This is a genomic window from Vibrio sp. MEBiC08052 (assembly GCF_001506075.1).
In the GTDB taxonomy this organism is placed as follows: Bacteria; Pseudomonadota; Gammaproteobacteria; order Enterobacterales; family Vibrionaceae; genus Vibrio.
Map to the genome: position 1 here is coordinate 2,194,907 of NZ_KQ947475.1, position 16,300 is coordinate 2,211,206.

Consider the following 16,300-nt stretch of genomic DNA (forward strand, 5'->3'; position numbering starts at 1 on the left):
TGCTATGATTCCAGCAGCCCTGATTTTGACGCTTTCAGCGGTTGACCGCTCAAGGCCCGGGCGTCTTCCCAACTACGAATAAAGTTATAACCCGCTTGTAGCCCTTGCTCATAATCCCATAATAAATCGCTTTTTCTGCTCAGCAACGTGTTGGAACGGAGTGGCTGCTCCGGGGCAATCTGAATCACGAAGACATCATCTGGCGGTCGTTTTAAAAACTCAAGGGTCAAGGCATATGTCTGGTAATGAACCATCAGCATATCGGTCAGGCGTGTATCCACCGAACCACCAATTAAATGACTCATTCGATACAGTTGATCCGAGCCAAATAACCAGCGCCCGCCATTCAACATTTCTTCCTGAGGAACCAGAGACATTTTCTGACGTACGTAGTTACGCCAGTCTTGACGCCACTGTGTAACTTTCTGCTGCCACTGATTTTGCAGATAGCTGAACGACTGACGCAGCCATACTTCACTCGGTTTCGTCGGCAAGTTAGTAGATTGTAACCCGGCTTTGTTATTGATGACCGATTCAGTCCGAATGACAGCGATAAACCGGGCCCCCTGCCGCCACGCTTCTTGGACAGGAATCGATGCCGAAATACCCCCGTCAACATATGATTCACCATTAATATTGATTGGATGATGGCATAGCGTCGGAATAGCACATGAAGCTAACAGCACCTCTCTCCAGTTTGAGTGAACCATCGGCAAGTAATGATCGATCAACGTCTCTGAACTGGTAACTGCCGCATATGCCTTTCTGTCTCCTAAGACCTGACGCCCCATATCCAAATCAAGTCGATACGGATACTCAACGATGCGCTCAAGAGCCCATGACAAATCGACGTACTGCTTTTTCCTGATATAGGCAAAAAGATTAAAGAATGAAGAATCCGTGGTTAAGTCGGTAATGAACGCTTTGCCAAGCCCATGCTGACGACAAAGAAATGCACAAAGGTTTAACGCCCCCGCTGACGTACCGTAGTAGACATCAAACGGGTCAAAGTTAGAAAGGTTAAAGGCATCCAGAACACCGGCAGTAAAAATGCCTCGCTGACCGCCACCTTGAGCAACCAAAGCATTTTTCCCACCAATGAACCGAGATAAACGGTCACAATCATCGATGACCTGCTGTTCAGAAATTACACCAACATTTTTTCCCATAGGCGGCTGTTGTAATCTAGTTAGCAATGGCAATCAACCCAGAACCAATCAATACCGCAAAAATAATGCCTGTAATTATCACCGCATATTTCAGATCAACATCCATACACACCTCCAGTATTTCGGATCATCTGACCCTATTCATAAAAAAGAAGAGATACTATGCTGATTACGACTTCAGCATCTACATCTATCTAATAAGATGGCAATTACTGTCAATTCTTTCATCACACTTATGAAAAGGATATCACAAATATTGCTCGAATAAATTCATCCACTTGACACCTAACAATTCTATGACCTTGATTGAAAATCATAACATTGCGATAAACACTGCTACAGATTTGCTTCTCCAACGAGTAATACACTAGTTCTTGAATAGAAATTAGACAGAGTACCAATGAGATTAAAGTAGATTAAAAAACCATATCAACCATTAAAAACAGACCAATTAAACACATCAATACAAAAACAATAACGTAATAACCCATATATATAGATATATATAAAATATGCGCCTGCAACACAAAACACCCATTGCATTTACAATCTATTGCCTTTCTATTTATAAATCTGTAATCTCGATAACTATGCATAGGTGAACATCTCACCTGTTGCACACACACATCACAACATACAGAACAATATTCTGAGATATCGTTTAGAAATAAAAATATAATTCTAAATAATTAGTGATTATAAGTAACGAAAATAAGTCAAGGGAGTCATTCACCCTTCCTATGTTTTAACTAACTATAATCTAACTATTAACGGTAGGGTGAAACTTCATCACTCAGAAAGCATTACCAAAGGAGTATCAAATGAAGCGAGAACAATGGGGCTCTCGTGCTGGTTTTATCTTGGCTGCGGTCGGATCCGCTATCGGCTTAGGTAATATCTGGCGCTTTCCGTATATGGCTTATGAAAATGGAGGTGGCGCATTTTTTATCCCTTACCTTTTCGCCATGCTCACGGCCGGTATCCCATTCATGATTCTAGAATTCAGCATGGGACAGAAACACCGCGGTTCAGCACCAAAGACAATTTCCCAGATCCATTCAAAGTTTGAGTGGCTTGGTTGGTTCCAAGTTGGGGTTGCTGCTGTCATCGGTGTTTACTATGTTGCCGTAATCGGCTGGGCCATCTCCTATTTCGGTCTTTCGTTTACCCAAGGTTGGGGAACAGAAACTAATACTTTTTTCTTCAGCAATTATCTAGGACTTGGTGAGAATACGCCGACAAACTTAGGTGGCATCCGCTGGAATATTGCATTGACCGTGGCGCTTGCGTGGGGGATTACCTACATTGCAATTGTAAATGGTGTGAAATCAGGGATTGAGCGTGCATCAAAAATTATGATGCCGATTCTATTCATCATGGTACTGGTTTTGATCGGACGTATGTCCATGCTTCCCGGTGCATTAGATGGCATGAACTACATGTTCAAACCAGACTTCAGTAAGATATGGGATGTTAAAGTTTGGGCAGCCGCATATGGTCAGATATTCTTTACCCTGAGTATCGGTTTTGCCATCATGCTGGCTTACTCCAGTTACCTGCCGGAAAAATCAGATATCACCAACAATGCATTTATGACGGTTTTGATTAACTGCGGTTTTTCAATTCTCGCAGGTATCATGATTTTTTCAGTGTTAGGTTACATGGCCCAAGAACAAGGGAAAGCACTCACTGATGTCGTTTCATCAGGGGTCGGACTTGCATTCGTCACCCTTCCAGCTGCAATTAACTTATTGCCGGCACCATACATTTTCGGCCCATTACTGTTCTTTGCACTCGTCGTTGCCGGTTTGAGCTCTCATATATCGATTATGGAAGCCGTAACATCAGCAATCATTGATAAAACCAAATGGCGTCGTAACAAGGCCGCAAGTATTGTCATCGGTATTAGCTTTATTGTTTCAATGGCTTTCGTCACTGATGGCGGCATCTTACTGCTCGATCTTGTCGATCACTTTGCAAACAATATCGGCATCATGACCGGCTGTTTTGTCGAAATTGTGATGATGACTTGGTTGTTCAAGGTATCTGATATCCGTAAGTATGCGAATGCCAAATCTGATTTTTCCATCGGCGTCTGGTTTGATATTTGTCTACGCTTTATCACACCAGTCATATTGGCGACAATTCTTGCAACTAAACTTCACACGTTATTGACCGAAGGTTATGGCGGCTATGACCTAACCATCGGCTGGGTTCTGATTATTGCCCTGTTCGTTGTCGGTATTGCAATTAACCTGAAAAGTCGTTCTCAGGAGGTATAACATGGATATCAGTTCAATCATCATGATGGTTATTGGCCTAGGCATAACATGGGGCGGTGCATTCATCTGTATGAAAAAAGCGATGAGTCAATCTGACTAACTAAATTACGCGCAAATAAAAAGGCCGATAGACGTCCATCTACCGGCCTTTTTATTAGATGAATGGATGATTCATCCCGAGAAAACACATTGATAACTCACTCTGCAATTCACCATTTCTGGCAGCATTCAATTCATTAAATGCTCTAAAATTGATAGCTCACACCAGCCGCGGCACCGAGCTGAAGCTCTACATCATCATGTAAATTAAGCTCCGGATGAACTTGTCCATAAACATGAATACGGTTTTTATATGTCCAGTCCACTCCGAGGGGCAATCTGACACCAAAATCATTATCATCGTCACCCCACTCAGTCCAGCCTCCGGCCCCCACATACCAATCCACAGGAATATTCGGCTGTTCAAATTGTCCCTTATTAAACAAGTAGTCAGCACTCATACCATCATTGCCTGCGGAGATACGATATTGGTCATTCAGTTCCAACACTGCACTTAACCCCTGATCGACACCAATCCCAACAGCAACCTGAGGAGATGATGTTACTGATGATGCAGCGTAAGCAAATGATGACAACGTTAAGGCACCGATAGCAATAGTCATTATTCTCATCGCACAACTCTCTTATAAATATGAAGCAATAAGAATGACTTTACTAACTTAAAAGTCATTAATGTCATGAATGAGTAAATGTAAAACAAAGATATTCAAAAAATTCGATTCATTGGTCGTGAGAATATACCCAATTTTCAAGAGATGATTTCAACAAGCATACGGGAAGATGGGAACTTTAGTACCTAGATTCTGAATAGAAATCAGTAATCACATCCTCAAACAGTTATACATAATCAAAAAAGGGAGCCGAAGCTCCCTTTCTATCACGAAATGAAATACATCAAACCATTAGTTATGGCTACGCATCCATTCATCCATTTCAGTTCTCAATACATCAGAGCGAGTACCGAAGATAGCCTGAACACCGCCTTGAACAACAACAACACCAGCAGCACCCAGTGATTTCAGCTTATCTTGGTCAACAGCATCAGTGTTATCAACAGAAACACGTAGACGAGTAATACATGCATCTAAGTTTGTGATATTCGCTTTACCACCGAATGCAGCCACCAGTGCAGACGCCATTTCTGAATCATTAGTAACTACATCGTCCATCAACGTTTCGTCTTCACGGCCTGGTGTTTTGATATCCAGAGCACGGATGACAACCGTGAATACAACATAGTAAATCACAGCATAAACAAGACCGACACCAACAAGCAGTAACATTTTCTGTGCATGTGCAGATTGCACAACAAAGTCGATGAAACCATTTGAGAATGTATGACCGTGAACTATACCCAAATAGTTAGTGATGACATATGCCAGACCAGCAAGCAGCGCATGGATTCCATAAAGTAATGGTGAAACAAACAGGAATGAGAACTCGATTGGTTCAGTAATACCAGTCAGGAATGAAGTCAATGCAGCTGACGCCATGATACCCATGATTTTTGCACGGTTTTCAGGTTTAGCACAACGCGCAATTGCAAAAGCAGCAGCAGGCAGACCAAACATTTTAAACAGATAACCACCAGCAAGCTGACCAAAACCATTACCCGCTGCACGAGAAGCGTCATCAGCAGTCAGGAAGCAAGTCATGATACCATGAACGACTTGACCCGCATTGTTTGTACATGTACCGGCTTCATAGAAGAATGGTACGTTCCAAATGTGGTGCAGACCGAAAGGAATAAGAGAACGTTCAACTACGCCGTAAATACCGAATGCCAACACAGGGTTCTGTTGCGCAGCCCAATCAGAGAATGCGGCGATGGCAGAACCAATCGGTGGCCAGATAAACGAAAGTACGACACCAAGGATAATCGACAGGAAGCCCGTGATAATTGGCACAGCACGTTTACCGGCAAAGAAGCCTAGATAATCTGGTAATTGAATCTTGAAGAAACGGTTAAATGCCCATGCGGCAAGACCACCCGAAAGGATCCCACCGAGAACGCCTGTATCGATGGATGCAACACCCATCACAGTTGCCATGACTTTCAATGTCGCAACCATGATACCGTAACCAACGATCGCGGAAAGTCCGGAAACCCCATCATTATTTGTAAAACCTAATGAAACACCGACAGCAAATAACAATGCCATCTGTCCGAATACCGAACCACCTGCCTGCTCCATCAGATGAGAAACGACTTCTGGTAACCAGCTGAAATTAGCGGCACCAACACCAAGTAATATACCTGCAACCGGTAAAACTGATACGGGTAGCATCAGTGATTTACCAACTTTTTGCAGTTCCGCAAAAAGGCTCTTAGACATATTTTATGCTCCTGAGTAAGTTATTAGAATTTAATTTAACGAGAACTTCATGGCCACCCCCGTCGCCATTCCCCAAGTTCTCGTGGAAAGTTAACCACATAGGCATTATATTTTCCGGCTCTAAATATATATTGACGTCTCTCAAACTTTCCAGAAAGTTAGCAACTTTAGTTTCAAAGTAATATATAGATCACAATCATAGTAAGCACCATGAAATGGATTACAATACATATAACCTATTAATAAATAATAAATAAATTACTATAAAATCTAATTTTTCATCGAAAATAAATGGCGCCTTTATGTTAATTATCATTACAAATTAACTTTTCTACGATTTGTGTCGATTAAATCAGCGAAACAACCGACTAAAAATCTATTTTTTTGAGTATCAAATTAATTTATCGCCCCAAAACCGTGCATAGTAATATTTTTAACAACAAACATTATTTCTAAAGAAAAAAAAGATCTAAGAAATTCTTTGTTGTTTGATGTGCAACCTCACTCACAGGTATTTCTTTTAATTGTGCAATACACTTTGCTACTTCAGTAACAAAAGCAGGCTGATTCTCTTGTCCTCGGTAAGGAACAGGGGCCAAATAAGGAGAGTCTGTTTCAATCAACAGACGATCTAAAGGCAGGTCTTTGACAACGGATTTTAATGCCATGGCCTGACGGAAGGTAACAATACCGGAAATTGAAATATAAAAACCAAGTTCCATAGCAGCCTGAGCAAATACCATATCTTCAGTGAAACAGTGAATCACACCACGACATTGATCCGCTTTTCCTTGACGCAATAATGCCAGCGTATCCTCTCTTGCGTTACGGGTATGAATAATCAAAGGCTTATTCAGCGCGACTGCAACTTCTATCTGCTGCATGAACCTCAACTTCTGTAACTCAGCCGTCTCCGGACGATAATGATAGTCAAGCCCTGTCTCCCCGATTGCAATGACTTTGGCATGACTGGCGTATTCATAAAAAGTATCGAGTGCAAAATCACTTTCAACATCCAACGGATGGACACCACAGGAAGCATGAACCCAGTCAAATGGTTCGATCATTTTTAGCATTTGGGGAAAGGATGCCAGCGTCACACCCACAGATAGGATTTGCTCAACCTGAGCATTACGCGCTTTATTTAAAACATCGTGGATATCCTGATGTAACTCATCGTAATTGAGTTTATCTAAATGACAGTGGGAGTCGACAAACATGGGGCTCCTTTAAATTTTGATAACCAGTCAAAAACCAGTAGTTCTGAGTTTAAACCACGGTGCATTTCCAAACGATGCAGTAACGTGATCAATTCTCGGTATTGTTGATAAAGCATACTATAAGAAAGACATTGCGCAACTTCTTCACTCTTCGGTAGCACAATTTTATCTTGTGTCTGAAAATGAAACTTCTGTGCATCAGTCAACAAATACCATAGCCAAGTTAAGCGCACTAACGGAGATGACTGAATCTCATCAACCAATACATGGATAAATTGCAAAGGTGAATGCAGAAAGTGACAGAACAATTCAACCAACCGCAAATAATTTTCGTGCTCCTGTGACTGAATAAAATGAAGCGCTCGGATTGGCGCATAATCATTCAGTTTAATCATGTACGGTGCTATATCCTGCCCCGTTTCTTTTGCTAACCATTCAGCGACAACGGTATGGGCTGGCTCAGACACATGTAACTGACGACATCGGCTTAAAATGGTTGGTAGCACACGATCAATACAATCCGTAACAAGCATAAAGCAGCAGTGGCTTGGTGGCTCTTCCAATGTTTTTAGTAAGGCATTTGCCGCTGATTCATTCATAAGATGAGCAGGTTGAATCACAATCACTCGATAGCCACCAAACTGAGAAGACTCCTGAGCCAACTGATTAATCTGTCGAACCACATCAACGGTAATTGATTTCCCTTCCTGTTCCGGCTTCACCCAGTGAAAGTCAGGATGACTTTGAGAATCCATCAACTGGCAACTATGACAATAACCACATAGTTCTGAACCATGAGCACATAACAGAGAACGGGCAGCGGCTTCGATAAAAGTAGCTTCTCCCATCCCCTCTTTTACGACCAGCAATGTCGCCGGCGAAACAGAGTTATGTGCCAGTGCCTGACACCATTGTTGCCAAATTTGTTGAAACCAAGGGTAGAGTGACATTTGCATAAGCCCCTATTGAGCAGATAACCAATTCATTAGCACACGCCGTATATCTTTCTGCACCAGATCTAACGGTTGCTCTGCAGAAATCACCTGAATGCGTTCATCATGATTTGCTAACTGTAAATATCGAGCACGAGTTCGCTCAAAAAAACTCAAATCCATTTTTTCAATGCGATCAAGTTCTCCGCGACCCCTAGCCCGTTCCAGCCCAATTTCAGGATCGATATCAAGATAGAGCGTGAAATCTGGTTCAAACTGCCCCAGAACAGATTCCCTTAACATTTGAATCATCTCAGGGTCAATTTGCCGCCCTCCTCCCTGATAAGCTTGGGAAGACAAATCATGCCGATCACCAATCACCCATTGTCCAGCGTTGAGAGCAGGTTTGATGACCCCTTCAACGAGCTGTACCCTAGCCGCATAGATTAGCAGTAATTCGGTCATATCATAGATGACCTCCCCCTCATGTTCTTCCTTGACGAGACGACGTAACTTCTCTGCAATCGGTGTTCCGCCCGGTTCTCGTGTTTTTACGACAGAAGAAACGCCGAAATCTTTCAGAGTATCCACTACGGTTTGGATCGCTGTGCTTTTTCCGGCACCTTCTAATCCTTCCACTACAATAAATTTCGCTTTCATTTCTTAGTTCTTAATTGTTTCAAATAACGTTTTACCGCAGCATTGTGTTCCGCCAATGATTTAGAAAAAACATGGCCGCCATTTCCACTTGCGACAAAATAAAGATAATCACTGACTTCAGGGTTTAGCGCAGCATGAATTGATGCCTTTCCTACCATCGCAATCGGAGTCGGTGGCAAACCGTAAATCACATAAGTATTGTAAGGTGTAGGAGTGAGTAAATCTTTTTTCCGGATATTACCGTCATAGCGTTCTCCCATGCCGTAGATGACCGTTGGATCGGTCTGCAACCGCATTTTTTTATTGAGTCGGTTAATAAAGACCGAGGCAATCAGCTGCCTTTCATCTTTAATGGCTGTTTCTTTTTCAATAATAGAAGCTAATGTTAATGCTTCGTAGGGGGAACGCAGAGGTAAACCACTCTGCCGAATGTCCCAAGCGTGCTGCAGTATCGACGTCAGCTTCTGATTCGCCCGTTTCAAGATTTCTATATCACTGGTACCGGCAGTATAGTGATAAGTCTCGGCAAGAAATAAACCTTCTAATTTCGACTCGTCTATCGACAGCCGTTTCGCAATTTCAGCTTCTGACATCGATTGAATCTCATGCCTCAGATAAGGCTCTGCGGCCAACTTCTGCAAAACATCTTGTAAACGGCTGCCTTCAATCAGGGTAATCGTAAATTGATATTCGTCTCCGGTAGTAAACCGTTGCAGTGCACTGTGCAACGATTCCCCCGAATGCACCTGATAAGTTCCGACTTTAATTTTGGCCAGTGCCGGATAGAATCGATACATCAAATGGGCAGCGATAGAAGGATGTAACCAAGATTTTTTTTCAAAAGATTTCAGAACTGAGCGCAATGACTCACCCTGACGAATCGTTACAAATTGCTGTTCCGTTGGCAATTGAAGTGACTGAATAAGATAAGTGTCTACTTTTTGATAAAGAAAAATAACACTGCCAATCACGACCAACGCAACAAGACAGCATCCAAATAATATTTTTTTTAACACAGGTTCACTCTCTTTTGTAAATCTCGCACCCGCTCTCCCGGTAAAAAGCACGCTGACTGAATCTGAACAACAGGTGCAATCCCCAGAATTGAATTCGTCATAAAAATTTCATCTGCACCAAGCAGTTCATCCAGAGAAAAATGGCTGATATTCACCGCGACTCCCTGCTGAATCGCGATATCGAGCACCACACGTCTCATCACTCCGGCAACACCTGCCAAGGTTAAGTCCGGTGTATGGAGCATATTATCCCGAAACCAGAATAAATTTGCCATGGTTGTCTCAATCACCTGATCGTGTAAATCCAGTGCAACTGCATCCACATAACCGAATGCCTCAGCCTCCGCTTTGAGTAACACTTGTTCTAAACGATTATTATGTTTATGCCCGGCCAATAATGGGTTATGCCCGAGACGTCGCTGACAGACACCTAACTGAACACCATCAGAAATAAACACATCATAATGTTTCGGATAATCAAATGACTGGACCGTGACCCTCGGTGAGGACATCGCGTTGGAACTATATCCTCGCCCCCCACTTCCACGGCTTATATGAATTTTGATGCCTGCTTTGGGAGCCATCACAACAACCTTACTGATCCATCGCAACACTTCATCCCAATTCGGATATGGGATCTGTAAAATATTCAGGCAATCTTCCATTCTCTGCTGATGATACAACCAGTGCTGCACCTGACCATCGATTGTCAGAATTGTTGAAAAACAACCATCACCGTATTGAAAAGATCGGTCATCAGCAGGTATAGATGAAACTGGCATCCCGTCAATCAAAATCATATCTGCATCCTACAAAAAGAAAACGGCTTAATGCTATGCATCAAGCCGTATCAATACAAGTGGATAAGATGATAACTTACACTTTTTTAAAGATTAAAGTGCCGTTGGTTCCACCAAACCCGAAAGAGTTACAAATCGCATATTCCATATTAGAGACTTTACGCGCAGTGTGCGGTACGAGGTCAATATCCAAACCATCTTCCGGATCATCTAAGTTAATAGTCGGAGGGACGATTTGATCAACAAGCGACATCACGGTGATAATGGCCTCAACGGAACCGGCCGCACCTAGAAGATGCCCGGTCATCGATTTTGTCGATGATACAAGTACCTGCTTCGCACCTTCTTCACCCAACGCACGTTTCACACCTTTTAACTCAGCCAGGTCACCGGCTGGTGTCGAAGTTCCATGAGCGTTGATATAACCGACTTGAGTTCCGGTAATACCGGCATCACGCATTGCTGCTTCCATAGCCAGTGCACCACCGGAACCATCAGAGCTTGGTGAGGTCATGTGGTAAGCATCACCAGACATACCAAAACCAACCAATTCTGCATAAATTTTCGCACCGCGAGCTTTCGCATGTTCATATTCTTCAAGCACCATGATACCGGCACCATCACCAAGAACGAACCCATCGCGCCCTTTGTCCCATGGACGAGACGCTTTCTCAGGCTCATCATTGCGAGTTGATAGTGCTTTCGCTGCGCCAAACCCGGCAATACCGAGCGGTGTTGAAGCTTTTTCTGCACCACCGGCAACCATTGCATCAGCATCCCCATACGCGATCATACGAGCGGCATGGCCGATATTGTGCAAACCTGTTGTACAGGCGGTGGAGATAGCAATATTTGGTCCGCGCAATCTGCGCATAATTGATAAATTTCCGGCAACCATATTCACAATTGTCGAAGGCACGAAGAAAGGACTGACTTTACGTGGACCTTTATCAACCAGAACCTGATGACCAGCCTCAATCAGATCTAAACCACCAATACCAGAACCGATCGCAACACCAACCCGTGCTGCATTTTCTTCGTTTATCACAAGACCTGAGTCGTCTAATGCTTGTATACCCGCGGCTATACCATATTGGATAAATAAATCCATTTTTCGGGCATCTTTTTTAGACATATAGTCTTCACAGTTAAAGTTCTTCACTAATCCTGCAAAACGAGTTGAAAAGCCTTCAGTATCAAAGTGTTCAATATTTACGATACCACTTTGTCCTGCCAGCAAAGCTTTCCAAGAAGATTCTACTGTGTTGCCTACTGGTGATAACATCCCCATACCAGTAACAACGACACGACGCTTGGACACAATCATATTCTCCGGAATTGAAAAAGTTCTATAGAAGAGATGAGACGAGTTAATTAAAACTCAGGCGGCCAGATAGCCGCCTGGAGAGATAGATTACTGAGCGCTTTTAACGTAATCGATCGCAGCTTGAACAGTTGTGATCTTCTCAGCTTCTTCGTCAGGAATCTCAGTGTCGAATTCCTCTTCAAGAGCCATAACCAGCTCAACTGTATCCAGGGAATCAGCACCTAGATCTTCAACGAAAGAAGCTTCGTTTTTAACTTCTGCTTCGTCTACACCTAGCTGTTCAACAATGATTTTCTTTACGCGTTCTTCGATGTTGCTCATTTTTCTTTTCCTTTACAGATTTCGCTTAATGCGATGTCCCGTAGTTTATTAGAACTAGGGAAAGTTGCAAGAGGGTCATCGCTGGTCAAACCACAATTTTTACGATTTTAACCGAAGTTCAGACCATTTTTGATATAAATCATGCATAAATACTAAACACTGATGGTGATAATGCTTATAAACATCGATAATTGCATTTTATCCACTTTTACAAACACGTTCACCACTGGTTTAGATCATGTACATACCACCATTGACATGTAACGTTTCTCCACTGATATACGCTGCTTCTTCAGAAGCTAAAAACGCAACAGCAGCTGCAATTTCACGAGGAGAACCTAATCTTCCTGCGGGAACTTGAGCGAGTGTAGCAGCTCTTTGCTCATCATTCATAGCGTTTGTCATATCAGTTTCGATAAAACCAGGTGCAACAGTATTGACTGTAATACCACGAGAAGCAACTTCTCTAGCCATCGATTTACTAAAGCCAATTACACCGGCTTTCGCAGCAGAATAGTTTGCTTGTCCCGCATTCCCCATGGTTCCCACAACAGAACCCACGTTGACAATACGACCACAACGTTTCTTCATCATGCCACGTAAAACAGCCTTTGAAAGACGATAGATAGAAGTCAGGTTGGTGTCCATGATTTCTAGCCATTCTTCATCTTTCATACGCATCAGTAAGTTATCACGAGTAATACCGGCATTGTTCACGAGGATATCGATTACGCCGAACTCCTCACCGATAGCCTTCAGAACCGACTCGATAGAATCAAGATCTGTAACATTCAGCTTGAAGCCTTTGCCCTTTCCACCCAAATACTCACTGATTGCAGCGGCACCATTTTCACTGGTTGCAGTACCGATAACCGTAGCACCACGTTCTACAAGAAGTTCAGCAATAGAACGACCGATACCTCGGCTGGCCCCTGTAACCAATGCAATCTTACCGTCTAGATTCATGAAATTACTCATGTTTCTTTTCCCTATGATGACTGAACTGAATTCAATGAAGCAGTATCGTTTACTGCCTCTGCAGTCAGTGTTTTAACAATTCGTTTTGTCAGGCCCGTCAGAACTTTTCCCGGCCCCATTTCAAATAGTTTTTCAACCCCCTGATCATGCATCTTTTGTACGGTCTCCGTCCAACGGACAGGATTATACAATTGACGGACAAGCGCATCTTTGATCTTTTCCGGATCTGTTTCAGCAATTACATCAACGTTGTTGATAACTGGAATTTCAGGTGAATCGAATGTTATCACTTTCAATGTTTCTGCAAGTTTGTCCGCTGCTGGCTTCATCAAAGCACAGTGAGACGGTACAGATACTGGCAATGGCAGTGCACGCTTCGCGCCGGCTTCTTTACAGAGTTCCCCAGCCCGTTGAACGGCATCTTTTTCACCGGCAATGACAACTTGGCCCGGAGAGTTGAAGTTTACCGGAGATACGATCTGCCCATTTGCGGCCGCGATACATGCATTCGCAATGCTATCATCGTCGAGACCGATGATAGCAGACATCGCACCACTGCCGACAGGAACAGCTTCCTGCATCAATTGGCCACGCAATTCAACTAATTTGATCGCTTGTTTAAAATCAATGACACCGGCACAAACCAAAGCTGAATACTCACCAAGACTATGGCCGGCCAGTATTTTCGGCATCTCTAATCCCCAAAATTGCCATACTCGCCAGATTGCAACCGAAGACGCAAGCAGTGCGGGCTGGGTTCGAAACGTTTGATTTAAATCTTCCGCAGGTCCATTTTGGACCAGTGACCATAAATCATATCCTAAGACATCTGATGCTTCTGCAAACGTCTGTTGAACCACATCATATTGTTCACCCAGTTCAGCAAGCATTCCGACCGTTTGCGATCCTTGACCGGGAAACACGATAGCAAATTTGCTCATTTTTCATTCCTCTCGCCAAACAATCCCCGCCACAGAGCATCATCACTCCATGATATGGATTGTTTTTCAGTATTAAAACACGACTAGTGCAGAGCCCCACGTAAAGCCGCCACCAAAAGCTTCCAGCAACAGTGTCTGCCCACGTTGGATGCGACCATCCCGAATCGCTTCATCTAAAGCTGTGGGTACTGACGCCGCTGATGTGTTGCCATGTCTATCTAAAGTCACAACAACCTGATCCATAGACATGGAAAGCTTTCGTGCCGTTGCAGAGATAATTCTCAGATTTGCTTGATGAGGAACAAGCCAATCCAACTCCGCTTTATCCATTTGATTTGCTGCCAATGTATCTTTAACGAGCTGTGACAATTGAGTCACAGCAACTTTAAAGACTTCATTCCCAGCCATATGAACCCACTTATCAGAATCACCGCCAGATTGTGGCGTTTCTAAAGATAACAGTGGGCCATACTCACCATCAGAATAAATATGAGTCGATAAAATTCCGGGGGTTTCACTGCGACCAAGCACAACAGCACCAGCACCATCACCAAAAAGAATGATGGTTGAACGATCAGTCGGGTCACAGGTTTTTGACAACACATCAGAACCAATCACAAGAATGTTCTTACACATGCCTGATTTAATATGCTGATCAGCAATCGACAGAGCATACATAAACCCTGAACATGCTGCTGCCATATCAAAAGCCGGACATCCTTTGATACCAAGCTGTGCCTGAACCTGACAAGCTGATGAAGGAAATGAGTGACTACCACTGGTGGTTGCAACGATAATCATATCGATATCATCTTTAGAAACAGCTGACATCTCCAGCGCTTTTACCGCTGCCAAATAAGCCATATCGGCTACCGTTTCATCTTCGGCAGCAACACGCCGCTCTCGAATGCCCGTGCGTGTAACAATCCACTCATCACTCGTATCTACCATTTTCTCTAAATCTGCGTTAGTCCGCACCTGAGATGGCAGGTAGCTGCCTGTACCTAATATTTTGCTATACATGAAGACTAATAATGCCTCTCGAGTAAAACTGCTTCTAATCGTTCGCTAATACGACTGGGTACTTGCTCTTTAATTTCGTGTACCGCTTCTCCTATCGCATTGGCAAAAGCGGATATATCAGCACTACCATGGCTTTTCACCACAATGCCACGCAATCCTAACAAACTTGCTCCGTTATAGTGGTCGGGGTTCAGGTTTTTTAGCCCAATAAATAGCTCAGAAAATAGTTTTCTTGCGATCCAACCCTTTATTGATGAACCAAACATTTTATTTTTTAGCTGATCAATAAACAGCTGGGCCGTACCCTCACAGCTTTTCAAACAGACATTACCCACAAAGCCATCACAAACCACAACATCGGTCAGATCATTGAATATCTGATTGCCTTCAACATTCCCGATAAATTGAATTGACTGTGTTTGTCTTAACATATCAGCGCAGCGTCTGACAAAATCATTGCCTTTAATTTCTTCTTCACCGACATTTAAAACAGCCACTCGAGCCTTATGCCCCAGATGGACTTCAGCCAAAGCACTCCCCATTACAGCAAACTGAAATAAAGAATCGGCATCACAGGAAACATTTGCTCCCAAATCCAGCATCCACAGCCGTTTTCCGGATACAGTCGGAAGCGCAGAAATCAATGCGGGTCGATCAATGCCGGGAAGCAACTTCAAACGAAAACGTGAAAGAGCCATCAGCGCGCCAGTATTCCCTGCGCTGACACATGCATCGGCAACTTGCTCTGTCACCAAGTCAATCGCCATTCCCATTGAACTATGCATAAAGCGGCGCAGTGCAAGAGAAGGTTTTTCTGAATTAGAAATGACTTGATCACTATGAACAATGCTCACACGTGAGCTGTCAGAGTAACCTAACTGAGACAATTGAAAGGTGATTGCGTTCCGATCACCGACCAAAATCACTTTTAGCGCTGGGAAACGCGACAGTGCCTGCACGGCGGCAGGCACTGTAACGCGAGGTCCGAAGTCCCCGCCCATTGCATCAAGTGCAACGGTATAATACTGCAAAGGTCAACCTTACTTGTTGATTACCTTTTTGCCACGGTAGTAACCATCTACAGTTACATTGTGACGCAGGTGTGTTTCACCTGAGGTTGCATCTACAGACAAAGCAGCTGTAGTCAACGCATCATGTGAACGACGCATACCACGCTTAGAACGTGTTTTACGGTTTTGTTGTACGGCCATGGACCCTACTCCTATGTTAATGAA

The 16,300-nt window shown here is 43.4% G+C and carries 18 protein-coding genes; 2 read left to right on the forward strand and 16 right to left on the reverse strand.

The window, feature by feature from the left end:
• Window positions 1-2: 2 nt before the first annotated feature.
• Window positions 3-1,169: a patatin-like phospholipase family protein gene (locus tag VRK_RS09530; RefSeq protein ID WP_059121140.1), complete on the reverse strand. Its 1,167-nt coding sequence runs from the start codon at window positions 1,167-1,169 to the stop codon at window positions 3-5.
• A gap of 16 nt (window positions 1,170-1,185) precedes the next feature.
• Window positions 1,186-1,275 (reverse strand): cytochrome bd-I oxidase subunit CydH, encoded by a 90-nt coding sequence (cydH, locus tag VRK_RS20980; protein ID WP_157371890.1) that lies wholly within the window; start codon window positions 1,273-1,275, stop codon window positions 1,186-1,188.
• A gap of 715 nt (window positions 1,276-1,990) precedes the next feature.
• Here cydH and VRK_RS09535 point away from each other — a divergent pair.
• Window positions 1,991-3,451, forward strand: coding sequence for a sodium-dependent transporter (locus VRK_RS09535; RefSeq protein ID WP_059121141.1), 1,461 nt, complete (start codon window positions 1,991-1,993; stop codon window positions 3,449-3,451).
• 1 nt (window position 3,452) lies between these two features.
• Window positions 3,453-3,551 carry a MetS family NSS transporter small subunit gene (locus tag VRK_RS20985; protein ID WP_157371891.1) on the forward strand — a complete coding sequence of 33 codons (99 nt, stop codon included), beginning with the start codon at window positions 3,453-3,455 and terminating at the stop codon, window positions 3,549-3,551.
• Window positions 3,552-3,696: 145 nt separating this feature from the next.
• Here the strand turns inward: VRK_RS20985 and VRK_RS09540 are convergent, their stop codons facing one another.
• The 14 genes from VRK_RS09540 to rpmF all read right to left on the reverse strand — a co-directional run bounded on the left by VRK_RS09540 (window position 3,697) and on the right by rpmF (window position 16,276).
• Window positions 3,697-4,122 carry a hypothetical protein gene (locus VRK_RS09540; protein ID WP_059121142.1) on the reverse strand — a complete coding sequence of 142 codons (426 nt, stop codon included), beginning with the start codon at window positions 4,120-4,122 and terminating at the stop codon, window positions 3,697-3,699.
• Between the two features lie 291 nt (window positions 4,123-4,413).
• Window positions 4,414-5,847 (reverse strand): PTS glucose transporter subunit IIBC, encoded by a 1,434-nt coding sequence (gene ptsG, locus VRK_RS09545; protein WP_059121143.1) that lies wholly within the window; start codon window positions 5,845-5,847, stop codon window positions 4,414-4,416.
• Window positions 5,848-6,299: 452 nt separating this feature from the next.
• Window positions 6,300-7,067: a TatD family hydrolase gene (locus VRK_RS09550; protein ID WP_059121144.1), complete on the reverse strand. Its 768-nt coding sequence runs from the start codon at window positions 7,065-7,067 to the stop codon at window positions 6,300-6,302.
• On the reverse strand, window positions 7,040-8,023 hold the full coding sequence (holB, locus tag VRK_RS09555) for a DNA polymerase III subunit delta' (RefSeq protein WP_059121145.1): 984 nt from the start codon (window positions 8,021-8,023) through the stop codon (window positions 7,040-7,042). The genes VRK_RS09550 and holB overlap by 28 nt, the downstream gene beginning before the upstream one ends.
• 6 nt (window positions 8,024-8,029) lie before the next feature.
• Window positions 8,030-8,659: a dTMP kinase gene (gene tmk / locus VRK_RS09560; RefSeq protein WP_059121146.1), complete on the reverse strand. Its 630-nt coding sequence runs from the start codon at window positions 8,657-8,659 to the stop codon at window positions 8,030-8,032.
• Window positions 8,656-9,675: an endolytic transglycosylase MltG gene (gene mltG, locus VRK_RS09565; protein WP_059121147.1), complete on the reverse strand. Its 1,020-nt coding sequence runs from the start codon at window positions 9,673-9,675 to the stop codon at window positions 8,656-8,658. Before mltG ends, tmk begins: the two co-directional genes overlap by 4 nt.
• Window positions 9,669-10,475, reverse strand: a complete 807-nt coding sequence (pabC, locus tag VRK_RS09570; protein ID WP_059121148.1) for an aminodeoxychorismate lyase — start codon at window positions 10,473-10,475, stop codon at window positions 9,669-9,671. Before pabC ends, mltG begins: the two co-directional genes overlap by 7 nt.
• Window positions 10,476-10,551: 76 nt before the next feature.
• Complete coding sequence (gene fabF / locus VRK_RS09575; RefSeq protein WP_059122730.1) at window positions 10,552-11,796, reverse strand: beta-ketoacyl-ACP synthase II; 1,245 nt, start codon at window positions 11,794-11,796, stop codon at window positions 10,552-10,554.
• Window positions 11,797-11,889: 93 nt separating this feature from the next.
• Window positions 11,890-12,123 carry an acyl carrier protein gene (gene acpP / locus VRK_RS09580; RefSeq protein ID WP_038180604.1) on the reverse strand — a complete coding sequence of 78 codons (234 nt, stop codon included), beginning with the start codon at window positions 12,121-12,123 and terminating at the stop codon, window positions 11,890-11,892.
• 231 nt (window positions 12,124-12,354) lie between these two features.
• A complete protein-coding gene (gene fabG, locus VRK_RS09585; RefSeq protein WP_059121149.1) occupies window positions 12,355-13,089 on the reverse strand; it encodes a 3-oxoacyl-ACP reductase FabG in 735 nt (244 codons plus the stop codon).
• A 23-nt stretch (window positions 13,090-13,112) separates the two neighbouring features.
• Window positions 13,113-14,042: an ACP S-malonyltransferase gene (gene fabD, locus VRK_RS09590; RefSeq protein WP_059121150.1), complete on the reverse strand. Its 930-nt coding sequence runs from the start codon at window positions 14,040-14,042 to the stop codon at window positions 13,113-13,115.
• Between the two features lie 72 nt (window positions 14,043-14,114).
• Window positions 14,115-15,065, reverse strand: coding sequence for a beta-ketoacyl-ACP synthase III (locus tag VRK_RS09595; RefSeq protein ID WP_059121151.1), 951 nt, complete (start codon window positions 15,063-15,065; stop codon window positions 14,115-14,117).
• Between the two features lie 5 nt (window positions 15,066-15,070).
• Window positions 15,071-16,096 carry a phosphate acyltransferase PlsX gene (plsX, locus tag VRK_RS09600; protein ID WP_059121152.1) on the reverse strand — a complete coding sequence of 342 codons (1,026 nt, stop codon included), beginning with the start codon at window positions 16,094-16,096 and terminating at the stop codon, window positions 15,071-15,073.
• Window positions 16,097-16,105: 9 nt separating this feature from the next.
• Window positions 16,106-16,276 (reverse strand): 50S ribosomal protein L32, encoded by a 171-nt coding sequence (gene rpmF / locus VRK_RS09605; RefSeq protein WP_059121153.1) that lies wholly within the window; start codon window positions 16,274-16,276, stop codon window positions 16,106-16,108.
• Window positions 16,277-16,300: the final 24 nt, after the last annotated feature.

Coding starts and splice junctions, on each gene's coding strand:
- cydH (WP_157371890.1), bottom strand. CDS start 1,275: ATGGATGTTGATCTGAAATATGCGGTGATAATTACAGGCATTATTTTT.
- VRK_RS20985 (WP_157371891.1), top strand. CDS start 3,453: ATGGATATCAGTTCAATCATCATGATGGTTATTGGCCTAGGCATAACA.
- tmk (WP_059121146.1), bottom strand. CDS start 8,659: ATGAAAGCGAAATTTATTGTAGTGGAAGGATTAGAAGGTGCCGGAAAA.
- pabC (WP_059121148.1), bottom strand. CDS start 10,475: ATGATTTTGATTGACGGGATGCCAGTTTCATCTATACCTGCTGATGAC.
- holB (WP_059121145.1), bottom strand. CDS start 8,023: ATGCAAATGTCACTCTACCCTTGGTTTCAACAAATTTGGCAACAATGG.
- fabD (WP_059121150.1), bottom strand. CDS start 14,042: ATGAGCAAATTTGCTATCGTGTTTCCCGGTCAAGGATCGCAAACGGTC.
- VRK_RS09530 (WP_059121140.1), bottom strand. CDS start 1,169: ATGGGAAAAAATGTTGGTGTAATTTCTGAACAGCAGGTCATCGATGAT.
- acpP (WP_038180604.1), bottom strand. CDS start 12,123: ATGAGCAACATCGAAGAACGCGTAAAGAAAATCATTGTTGAACAGCTA.
- fabG (WP_059121149.1), bottom strand. CDS start 13,089: ATGAATCTAGACGGTAAGATTGCATTGGTTACAGGGGCCAGCCGAGGT.
- VRK_RS09550 (WP_059121144.1), bottom strand. CDS start 7,067: ATGTTTGTCGACTCCCACTGTCATTTAGATAAACTCAATTACGATGAG.
- rpmF (WP_059121153.1), bottom strand. CDS start 16,276: ATGGCCGTACAACAAAACCGTAAAACACGTTCTAAGCGTGGTATGCGT.
- VRK_RS09535 (WP_059121141.1), top strand. CDS start 1,991: ATGAAGCGAGAACAATGGGGCTCTCGTGCTGGTTTTATCTTGGCTGCG.
- VRK_RS09595 (WP_059121151.1), bottom strand. CDS start 15,065: ATGTATAGCAAAATATTAGGTACAGGCAGCTACCTGCCATCTCAGGTG.
- VRK_RS09540 (WP_059121142.1), bottom strand. CDS start 4,122: ATGAGAATAATGACTATTGCTATCGGTGCCTTAACGTTGTCATCATTT.
- ptsG (WP_059121143.1), bottom strand. CDS start 5,847: ATGTCTAAGAGCCTTTTTGCGGAACTGCAAAAAGTTGGTAAATCACTG.